This window comes from Paenibacillus sp. FSL H8-0175 (assembly GCF_045040615.1).
GTDB lineage: Bacteria > Bacillota > Bacilli > Paenibacillales > Paenibacillaceae > Paenibacillus_AQ > Paenibacillus_AQ odorifer.
This window is the reverse complement of record NZ_CP150299.1, coordinates 6641400-6652162: the sequence shown is the minus strand read 5'-3', so window position 1 is coordinate 6652162 and position 10763 is coordinate 6641400. Positions and strand designations below refer to the sequence as shown.

At 46.0% G+C, this 10763-nt stretch carries 10 protein-coding genes; 8 read left to right on the top strand and 2 right to left on the bottom strand.

Annotated features, from left to right (window positions below; translation table 11 throughout):
• The first annotated feature begins 113 nt into the window (after nt 1-113).
• The 8 genes from MHH46_RS29595 (at nt 114) to MHH46_RS29560 (ending at nt 8589) form a co-directional block, all read left to right on the top strand.
• On the top strand, nt 114-1778 hold the full coding sequence (locus MHH46_RS29595; protein ID WP_076099665.1) for a GspE/PulE family protein: 1665 nt from the start codon (nt 114-116) through the stop codon (nt 1776-1778).
• Nucleotides 1779-1821: 43 nt separating this feature from the next.
• Entirely contained in the window at nt 1822-2871 is a 1050-nt protein-coding gene (locus MHH46_RS29590) for a type IV pilus twitching motility protein PilT (protein WP_076192431.1), read from the top strand.
• On the top strand, nt 2871-4076 hold the full coding sequence (locus MHH46_RS29585; RefSeq protein ID WP_076123841.1) for a type II secretion system F family protein: 1206 nt from the start codon (nt 2871-2873) through the stop codon (nt 4074-4076). Before MHH46_RS29590 ends, MHH46_RS29585 begins: the two co-directional genes overlap by 1 nt.
• A 190-nt stretch (nt 4077-4266) precedes the next feature.
• On the top strand, nt 4267-4743 hold the full coding sequence (locus tag MHH46_RS29580) for a type II secretion system protein (RefSeq protein WP_076192434.1): 477 nt from the start codon (nt 4267-4269) through the stop codon (nt 4741-4743).
• A gap of 91 nt (nt 4744-4834) precedes the next feature.
• The gene (locus MHH46_RS29575) at nt 4835-5584 is read left to right on the top strand and encodes an A24 family peptidase (protein WP_076192436.1); all 750 of its coding nucleotides are present in this window, start codon (nt 4835-4837) and stop codon (nt 5582-5584) included.
• A gap of 15 nt (nt 5585-5599) precedes the next feature.
• Nucleotides 5600-7201, top strand: a complete 1602-nt coding sequence (gene pilM / locus MHH46_RS29570) for a pilus assembly protein PilM (protein ID WP_076192439.1) — start codon at nt 5600-5602, stop codon at nt 7199-7201.
• Entirely contained in the window at nt 7185-7790 is a 606-nt protein-coding gene (locus tag MHH46_RS29565) for a type 4a pilus biogenesis protein PilO (protein ID WP_076182144.1), read from the top strand. Before pilM ends, MHH46_RS29565 begins: the two co-directional genes overlap by 17 nt.
• A 196-nt stretch (nt 7791-7986) precedes the next feature.
• The gene (locus MHH46_RS29560; protein WP_051491029.1) at nt 7987-8589 is read left to right on the top strand and encodes a DL-endopeptidase inhibitor IseA family protein; all 603 of its coding nucleotides are present in this window, start codon (nt 7987-7989) and stop codon (nt 8587-8589) included.
• A gap of 37 nt (nt 8590-8626) precedes the next feature.
• Here the strand turns inward: MHH46_RS29560 and MHH46_RS29555 are convergent, their stop codons facing one another.
• Both MHH46_RS29555 and MHH46_RS29550 read right to left on the bottom strand, forming a co-directional pair.
• On the bottom strand, nt 8627-9034 hold the full coding sequence (locus MHH46_RS29555) for a CBS domain-containing protein (protein WP_076192442.1): 408 nt from the start codon (nt 9032-9034) through the stop codon (nt 8627-8629).
• Nucleotides 9035-9187: 153 nt separating this feature from the next.
• Complete coding sequence (locus MHH46_RS29550) at nt 9188-10615, bottom strand: VanW family protein (protein ID WP_076192444.1); 1428 nt, start codon at nt 10613-10615, stop codon at nt 9188-9190.
• Between the last annotated feature and the right edge of the window lie 148 nt (nt 10616-10763).

Here is a 10763-nt window from a genome sequence, read left to right as displayed (position 1 = left end):
TAATTATATCTTTCGTTTTTGAGCGAATTTTGCTGGGAGTTTGATTTCTATTTCTATAAAAAATATCCATTATTTCAGCCGGCATAAATAACGGCATACGGAGATGAATAGACTTGGCTATCGCGAAAAAGAGACTGGGCGACTTGCTGGTAGAAAATAATATTATTTCGCAGGACCAGTTGCTTGAGGCTCTCGCGGAACAGCGTAAGAGCAAACGTAAGCTCGGCGATCTGTTAATCTCTCAAGGTTATATCACGGAGCAGCAGCTGATTGAAGTGCTTGAATTTCAACTCGGCATCCCGCATGTCAGTTTATTTAAATACCAGATAGATCCCGCAATCACGCAGATTATCCCTGAAAGTATGGCTAAGCGATATCAGGTGCTTCCATTCTTAAAAGAGGGCGGCAAGCTGATGGTTGCGATGGCGGACCCGCTGGATTATTTTGCGATAGAAGATTTACGTATGAGTACTGGCTTCCGGATCGAACCCGCTATTTCTACGAGAGATGAGCTGCAGCGGGCGATTGCGCGTCACTATGGCATGCGCGATTCTATGAATCAGATGCTGGTAGAACTCCCGACACAGGAAGAAATAGAAGAGACCGAGATTACAGATGAGGACTCTCCGATCGTACGTTTGGTCAACCAGATGATTCAGCAGGCAGTTGCCCTGCGGGCGTCTGATATACATATGGATCCAGGTGAAAATAATTTAACCATCCGCTACCGCATTGACGGAACCTTACGGACAGAGCGGATTATTCCTAAGCAGATGCAGGGCTTTATCACCGCCCGTCTGAAAATAATGGCCCGCCTGAATATCGCAGAACGGCGTTTGCCGCAGGACGGGCGGATCAAAATGCAGTTCGATTACAAAATGGTAGATATTCGTGTGTCTTCATTACCAACGATGCACGGAGAGAAGATTGTGCTGCGGCTGCTAGATTTAAGCACAGGGGTCAAATCCGTAGATGCTTTGGGATTCAGTGAGGGGAATGCAGAAGCTTTTAAGGAGATGATAGCTCGTCCTTATGGGATTTTGCTAATCACGGGCCCTACAGGTAGCGGAAAAACAACAACTTTATATTCAGCGTTAAATCAACTTAATGTAGAAAGCGCAAATATTATCACAGTCGAAGATCCAGTGGAATACCAGCTTGAAGGAGTAAATCAGGTGCACGTAAACTCGGCTATTGGACTAACCTTTGCAGCTGGGCTACGTTCGATTCTTCGACAAGATCCGAATATCGTAATGGTCGGTGAGATACGGGATGCTGAAACTGCTGAAATTGCTGTTCGCGCCTCATTAACGGGTCATCTAGTGTTGTCTACTTTACATACAAACGATGCGATTAGCTCCGTCTCCCGATTGCGGGATATGGGGGTAGAACCTTATTTGATCGCTTCTTCGCTGATTGGTGTGGTAGCACAGCGGCTGGTGCGCAAAATTTGCACTGACTGCAAAGAAACCTACAAACCATCTGAACAGGAAGCAATTATGCTACGTAGCCTAGGACTACCTGCGGAAGAGTTACAGCGTGGACGCGGCTGTGGTAGCTGTAACAATTCTGGCTATCGTGGACGAATAGCGATTCATGAAGTACTCAGTATTGATGATCACTTACGGCAGCTCATTACAAACACTGCCTCAGTAGAGGAACTGCGTGCAGCAGGTAAAGCGCGAGGGCTTGTTCAACTGATGGATGACGGACTACTCAAGGTCAGTCAAGGAATTACAACGCTTCAAGAAGTCATGCGCGAGACGGTCTCACATTAGAGGTTAACAGCGATTTAGCATTCTAACTTAGGGGGAGCGGCTAATGCCAACGTATACGCGGGATATTAGACAACTATTACAAACGGCTTACTCCTCCAAAGCTTCTGACTTACATATTTCCGTAGGATCACCGCCGGTTATTCGGATGGATGGAAAGCTGCACTCGCTTGAGGGTGAGTCCGTGGTTGCTGAAGAAGCGGCAGATATGGCCAAAATGCTACTTGGTAATGAACGAATTGAAGCATTTCGGAATGCGGGCGAGTTGGATTTTTCATATCCGCTTGATGGTGGGGTAAGATTCCGGGTGAACGTTTATCGTCAGCGGGGCGAGGTTAGTATCGCCGCCCGGGCCATTCCTGCAGAGATTCCGAGTCTGGAACAGCTGTCGATGCCTTCGATTTTAACTACTTTGTCGCTTAAGCCACAAGGTCTAATTTTGGTTACAGGACCCACAGGCAGCGGCAAATCTTCTACGCTTGCAGCTATGCTGAATTATATTAACCAGACGGAGAGCAAGCATATAGTGACGTTGGAAGATCCGATAGAATTTCTACATAACCATGGAACCTGTCTAGTAGATCAACGTGAAGTGGGAAGTGATACGGCTAGTTTTGCTAATGGATTGCGTGCTGCCTTACGTCAGGATCCGGATGTCATTCTCGTTGGTGAGATGCGGGATTTGGAGACCATTTCAGCAGCGGTTACGGCCGCAGAGACAGGTCATCTTGTGATGGCAACTTTACACACAACAGACGCACCACAGACGATTGACCGAATTATCGACGCTTTTCCGGGCCATCAGCAGGGACAGATTCGTTCACAACTAGCATCAGTGCTGCTGGCAGTAGTCAGTCAGCGGTTGTTCCCAAGGGCTGGAGGTCGGGGGCGTTTATGCGCTACGGAAATTTTGATCAATACACCAGCCGTAGCCAATCTTATTCGTACCGAAAAAACACATCAGATCAAAAATGTGATGCAAACGGGACGCTCACAAGGCTTGCACACCTTGGACATGAGCATCCGTGACTATTTATCGCAGGGGCTTATTGATCCAACAGCAGCTAAGGCGTTTATGGCGGAGGTGAGCAGCTGATGCCTCTTTTTGAATATCAGGTGAAGACATCCGCAGGCAAATCTATCAAAGGGAAACTAACGGCAACCGATAAACCTACGGCGATGGAGGAGCTACGCAAGCGGGGACTTACGGTATTTTCACTGATTGAACGCAAAACCACAATTTTATCGATGGACATTTATATTGGTAATCCCGTTAAGCCGATTCATTTCATCATTTATTGCAGGCAGTTTGCCACGCTTATGCGGGCGGGGGTATCGATTGTGGATGCAACGCGTATTTTGGCAGAGCAGACCGAGAGTAAGCCACTGCGCAAAGCGTTAGTAGATGTTAATTCCAGCCTGATGCGCGGGATATCGTTCTCACAAGCCGTTCAGGATCATAAAAAAATCTTCCCGCAGCTATTTGTCAGTATGATCCGTGCCGGTGAGGAATCCGGTGATATTGAGGGGACGTTGGACAGGTTGGCTATGTTTTTTGAGAAACAGCACACCACGACAGAGAAGATAAAATCAGCGCTTACGTACCCGATTACCGTAGGGGTTATGGCGATTGCTGCGGTTATCTATCTACTTTGGGCGATTGTGCCACAGTTTGTAACGATGTTTGAATCGATGGATGCCGAGCTTCCGGCAATTACACAGATGGTCTTGGCACTTAGCAAAAGCATTCAAGGTCAATGGTATTTCTGGATACTCGGAGTACTTCTCCTAGTGATAGCTTTTCAGATTACAAAACGTACGGAAAAGGGTGCTTACGCTCTGGATTATGCCAAGCTTAAGATACCTGTGTTCGGTAAGCTGAATCAAAAAGGCTCGATTGCTCAGTTTACGCGCACTTTTTCTTCTCTTTATGCCAGCTCTGTACCGATCCTACAGTCCTTGGTGATTGTTGAGGAGGTAGCAGGAAATAAGGTCATTGGGAAATTCATCCGTAGTGCAGGCGATTCGCTAAGACAAGGAAATCCACTATCTGAGCCGCTAAAAAAAGCTTGGGTCTTTCCGCCACTAGTTACGCAGATGATAGCGATTGGCGAAGAGACAGGGGCGCTCGACACGATGTTGTCTAAGGTAGCTGATTTTTATGAGATGGACGTGGAGAATACCGTCGACCGTCTGAAATCGCTGCTTGAACCGCTGCTGATTGCTTTTTTAGCTGCTGTTGTAGGTGTCATTGTAGCTGCCATTATGCTGCCGATGTTCAGTCTGTACGGTAATATGTGAACCTCTTGGTTCCTTGTATATATTGAGAGGGGTGACGCCGGGGAGGCGGGGCAAGATCCACGAACTTACGCTGGCGATTAGACGACGATGGACGAGCTGTTTCCGTAAGCACAAGAAAGCTGATGCTGGATTCACTGAAATTAAGAATATAAGTTTTATCACTCACACACCACTTAGAGGGGGAAATCAAATGTTAGCACAAGCTATTAAGAGAAGATTAAGCAAAGAGGAAAATCAAAAGGGGTTTACGCTGATTGAGTTGCTGGCGGTTATCGTTATTTTAGGGATTATTGCGGTTATTGCTGTTCCTTTAATTGGAAATGTAATTAAAAATTCAAAAGAAAGTGCTGATGTTGCTACCGCACGCCAAGTTTATGATGCTGCAAGATTATATATTGTTGGTGAAAGTAATGGAGACTTTAAAAGTGCTGGAACAGTGAATCTTTCAACTCTTCAAGATAAAGGATATATTGATAGTCCATTAAGTCTACCAAGTACAAAGTTGAAAATTAAATCTGGCACAGTTAACTTTAATGCGTTAGGTCAATTAGCTGATACTACAGCCACTAATGATGCTGTTACTCTTACAACTGAGGCTGCTACTTCTGGTGGTGCTGATGTAGCAAATAAATTTAGTGCAGAAAGCGTTTTAAGTGCTAAAAAATAAGGATAAGATTCAACGAGAAAAATTAACCGTCATTAAGGAATCGGACTTCCCGATTCCTTTTTTAAAATCCAGAAGCTAATAGAGGACAGCCATGACGATATTTATCGCAAGTTACATCACATTACTGGGCCTGATTCTAGGCTCCTTCTATAACGTAGTGGCGCTGCGGGTGCCGGCCAAGGAATCCTTGCTTAATCCGCCGTCACATTGCCCGAACTGCAATACGCGGCTGAAAGCGCGGGATTTGTTTCCGGTGCTAAGCTACCTGCTGTCAGGAGGCAAGTGCCGATACTGCGGCACAAGGGTATCGCCATTATACCCGCTTGGAGAAGCGGCAACGGGTTTGCTTTTTTTATTGGTGTATTTGCAATTTGGTCTGACGGGTAAGGGAATCATCGGGTTCATTCTTGTGAGTTTAGCGGTTATCGTGACGGTTGCGGATTTGAAGTACATGCTGATTCCCAACAAGGTATTGTTGTTTTTTTTACCGCTGCTGCTGATTTTTGTACTGCTATTTCCAGAAGGACCGATATGGCATCATCTGCTAGGAGCTGTGCTTGGGGGAGGGAGCCTTATCCCTTTTGTTCTATTAGGTGGCATGGGGGCTGGAGATGTGAAGTTATTTGCGCTGCTGGGCTTGGTGATTGGCTTTCCGAATGTGATTTTGGCCTTTTTTGTGGCTTGTCTGCTTGGGAGCGTGGTGGGCGGACTGCTGATGCTGCTCGGTGTAATCAAACGTAAACAGCCGGTACCCTTCGGCCCATGGTTAGCTATAGGAGCTTTAATTAGTTTTGGATATGGTTCACACATCATCGGCGCGTATCTCTCGCTCATCGGATAGGAGGACATCGATCACATGCTTGGATTAGGCCCCAAAGTGGCCGGACTTTCAATTGAAGCTGCCGGAATCCGTTATATTAGTTTTAAGAATAAACAGTCATGGGAAGTCCGTAAAAAACGGTTTCTCCCGCTCCTTCCAGGCATGATCATTGAGAATCAGGTGGCGGATAGCGAGGCGCTTTATGATCGGGTAAGGCAGTGGGTGAAGAAGGAAGGGTTAAGGGGAAGTAAGGTTTCTTTGTCCATTCCACCTTCGCAGATCATTATCCGTAAAATGAGTATTCCTAGTACCAATGACAAACAGGTAGAACAACTCGTGAAGCTGGAAGTGGAGACGGGACTGCATTTACCTTTTGAAAATCCTGTCTACGACTATGTAACGCTCGAAGTGGATGAGGAGCAAAGTCACCTGCTCGTATTTGCTGCTCCGCGAAAATCGATTCAGGATTACGTAGAAATTCTGGAGCGGGCGGGTCTTCGGATAAGTAGTGTCGAAATTTCGGCAACCGCCTTAGCGCGTGCTATAACCACTGGGCACGGGGAGAGCTTTGCGGAGACGATGCTGATTAATATGGAGCCATCGGTAATGGACATTTATATGTTCAGAAACGGGAATCCGGTCTTCATTCGTACGATAAACTTACTTGATCTACATAAAGGAAGAAATTTAGCGGGAATGGATCTTTTGACAGACAGTGAAACCTTGGCAGAAACAGCTGTCGCTGTGGAAGAACATTTATCACCCGAGCAAATGGTGGAAATCACTGCGGAAATCTCCCGTATGCTCAGCTTTTATCAATACAGCTTGCATGACGGTTCCACTCGTATCAACAATTTAGTGATTACGGGCACTCCCTCGATTCGTAAACAACTGGACCTGGAGCTCCAGCAGTCCCTAGCTGAACTTGAAATAACACCAATAAGTCTGGAACAGATGGCTAGTGCTGCTGTTTCTGACCCTGATCTAAATGATTACCGTGTAGCTGCCGGGACCGCTCTAAAAAATAGCATCAACACGGATACGATTGATCTATTGCCGAGAGAAGATCGAGAGACGTTGCTATTTCCTTATGTCACGATGGGGCTTGTAGCGATCTGGCTGCTGGGGATGATCGGAACGGGGATTTATTTTTCGGCCAATAAGGGTCAAATTTCTAATGGTAAAGAAGAGCTGCAAGGCCTGCAGGATCGCAGTTTAATGCTCCAAGTAGAGCTCGCGAAGCTTAAGAACAGCGGACCTGGACAGCTAGATCGGAAAGCAGCCATCACAGTGCTTCAGGACAATAAGGTGATTGCAGTCCCTATCTTGGACGAATTAGTGGAAGGATTGCCTAAGGAGGCACTAATCCGTGATATTAACTATACCTACCGGACATCTATAGATCTGACTGTAAATGTATCCACTATGGAGGATGCTTCCAACTATTTAAGACAACTTCGCCAAATGTCTTTTACGGCCGATGCCTCTATTCAAAAGCTTACTGAAGGTGCCGCCGATGCCATTTCATACAATACGTATACGGCTATTTATAAAGTGAACTTAGCAGCGGCTAAGCAGCAAAAAAGTGATACGGATGCCAGCCAAGGGGAGGTGAGAAGCGATGGAACAGATCAATAAATATCGCTCTCCCATCGTACTAGGGGTGTTAATTCTATTCCTGATATTGTTTGCATTCTATATGCTGGGTGTTCAGCCGACTAATAAGGAAATTTCCGCACAGAGCAGCGAGATCAGTCAGTTGGAAAAGGAAGCAGAAGTCCTCCAAACCAAAATCAATGAGCTGAAGGGCAGCGGCAATGAGGGAGATCTAGAACAGAAGGAATTACTGGGGGAACTCCCAAAGGGCGATGACAGCGAAGGTCTGATTGTTGATTTGCGGGAGGTTAGCACGTCCTCACAAGCGCGGCTAAAGGATCTTAGTTTTGTTTTGGATGAGGCTAATCCGATTCAGCAAATGACAGGTTCAGCTGAGGTGTCATTCCCGACGGTCAAACAGATCAAAATGACTGCAGTGGTGGAGGGCACATATTCGGGGATACGGCAATGGATGGATGAAATACAAGCCTTACCTCGTATTGTGAATGTGGACTCTTTCAATTTTCAGCAGTCCTACGAGGATCGTACTAAGAACAATACGGAGAGTATTTTGACTGCTAACGTAGCTTTTACAGCGTATTTTGAGGCCACCGCAGCAGCATCCAATTAGGGTTCTTGTGCTACTTTATTTAACTATATTACTCCGCTTTTCCTGTGAATCAGGAGGGTGGAGTTTTTTTATATTTTCAAAAGAGTTGTAATACGTTTTCATTCCTCTGTTTATTGGGTATTTTAGCTTGCGGGGTGCATAAGCTGAAACAGTGGCGATCGCCTGTATTTTTTAGATGAAAGAGGAGGAACTTCAGATGAACAAAAAATGGATGCTTGGTTCGTTGGCCCTATCCTTAGGCCTTTTATCAGCAGGTAGCGGAGTTATGGCAGCTTCATCATCAGTGGGAAGCTCGGCAATAAAAAATGTGGCTGTGATTGGTACAGGAAAAGAAGGTCCAGCTACCATAAACAATTTGACGGTAAAAAGTGTTGTACCGCTTGTTGTGCATGCCAGAGCAATCTATTTCTATACTAGCCGCGGGGGCAACTTTTTCCCGATGGAAACCTTCATGTATAAAGCGCAAGAGTACCGTTACCTTTCCAATGATATTGGGACAAAGGCGAAGCTGATGAATTACATAAAAAAAGCCTACACGCATAATGCAGCAGCTTATTATGTGCAGACTCAATTTTTGGAGCATGAAGGTAGAATGTCACAGGTGAATGCGGATCTTGGAAACTCATTAATGTTTGAAAAAGCCACCGCCCGAATGCTCTCCAAAACTGCAACAACCGCTGAATTTGACTTAACAGTTCCTTATTCGAGCGGGCAGGAAGGCAGTGAGTCGGTGTATGTGAAGCTGAAAAAGGTGAATGGATACTGGAGAATTGATACGTCACCGGATATTCTTTTTTGAGGAAGGTTTAGGGTAGAAGAGGAAAGGTAAAGAGGTTCTACGCTTGGGCGCGGATAAGGTCAGAGGTATATGCAACACCAGCGAATTTACCTTTGCGAGTGATAATGACACAATCATTTTTCATAGGATTTGGGCGGTTCATAGCGAGGCTCAATATCATATCGAGTGGAGTGGAAATATCAAGAATGAGCGGGGTTTTGTTCATAAGCTTCATGGCAGGTTCTCTGTAGAATAGATCTACTCCGGATCTTCCGGTAGCTTTCAAAAAGAAACGTTCGCTCATCAACATTCCTAGGGGTTCATTCATAGCATTGCAGACGACGATACATTTGGATTCTGGATGCTGAAACATGACGCGAAGGGCTTCTCTGCAAGTGCGTGAGGCGAAAATAGCAGGAGCACTGCGGACAATACCAGTAAGATCATTTACAAGAGCTGTTGTCATAGGTTGTTCATCCTTTCTGATTATGGGCCTACTTCTAATGTACCCCTGAATCGTAAATTTCAAAGCCGGGTAACGTAAGCTACAGGTAAAATAGATTGCTGGCAAAAATAACCGATCAGACCTTAGGGGCTCTGACCGGTTATTTGTTGTTAGCTATTCACTGCGGACGCCGTCCTCCACCAGCTGCTTTCGGGGGACATCCGGGATTATGGATTTGCTCACGCCTCCACGATTAATGGCGATTAATCGTTTTTGTGCGTAATATACGTCGCGGGACAGTTTATTCACCTCAGTGGATTTACCGTCAACATACTTTGTAATGTAGGTTTCAACAATATATCCGGTTTTCCCATTTTGAATAACTCGTGAGCTGCCACGAGGCAGTGAAGAATCGTTTACGTATTTATCGACTGGAGGGAGCACCTCTACTGTTTTTGAATGAACTTTGTAAGTGACATTTTGCGGAAACGTGCCGAACAGCTTTATGGTCAGTGCTTTACCCTGCACAGCTGCTTTAATTATGAGATATTTGCCAGTCGTATTGCGAAAACGAAAGTTGATATAACCTTCAGCGAATGTTGCGTCCTGACCTTTGGGCAAGTAGTTGACGGGCAAGGAATGATTACGGCGTTCCACAATTTCCAGCCCTATACGCAGTGCGGCATTGTAAAGAGTACTCGACACTTGGCAGATCCCTCCACCAACACCTGCTTGCAGCTTGCCGTTCACAATCACTGGCGCTTCACGGAAGCCGTAATTCACCTTTGCTTTTTCTATAGCTTTTCCATAATCAAAGACGGCTCCAGGCGGGAGAATGGTTCCATCCACAGCTTTGGCAGCAGCTTCCACGTTGTAGCTTCGTCCAGGTCCACTTGCACCTAGAGAGGTGCTGAACTGCATTACTTTTCGCTCGATACCTTGTTCCTTTAATTTCTTTAAAGTTATGTCAGGCTGTAGGATTAACAAAGGGACCTCCATCGTGATTCCCTTCTCCAGCAGGGTATTCAGATGATTAAAGCTGGTGGGGGCCGCTGCTCCTATTGAAGTCTCCAGAGCTGTCCAATCAACCTCTAGGGAAGTTTTCTCAGAAGTATATACGATTCGGTCATCGCCTGTAATTCGTCTCGTAGCGTCCACTGGTTCACCAAAGGACTCCTTCTCCCAAGTGGGACTTAGAATCTTTTGAAATTGTGCGATTTCTAAATGGGTTTCAAGCCTCCACAGCTGAGGGAAGCTATAGCGTGCCTTTACCCGCTCCCAAAGTGTTCCTTCGGCAAGCTCTTTTAAGCCCTGCTGAAAAGCAGCGGCTTCATAACTCAACCCAGTCTTACTAAGAGTCAGGGGGAGATCTGCACTGCCTTCCACTTTTAGCACTAGAGGGATGGATTCGAGGGCATGCAGCCGTTTATCCAGCTGGGAGCGGACCTCGGTGAGGGTCATGCCTCCGACCTGCCAGCCGGCAAGGGTTGTACCCTTTGGAAGCGTGGTTTTGCTGCCATATAGATGAAGCCCTCCGTAAATACAGGAGCCGATAAGGACGAGTGCGATGACCACTATGAGGGCAGCATGGATTTTTTTCATGATTAATCTCCTTTTGGGGATTTGGATTGCGCTAAGCAGGTGCGGCCCTGTAACACAACTTAAAGAACACTTCGTGGGATACCGATAATAAATTAGTAAGAAATAAGTAGTCTCTAATAAAGGGAGTTACGACATCTGATAACAGGCA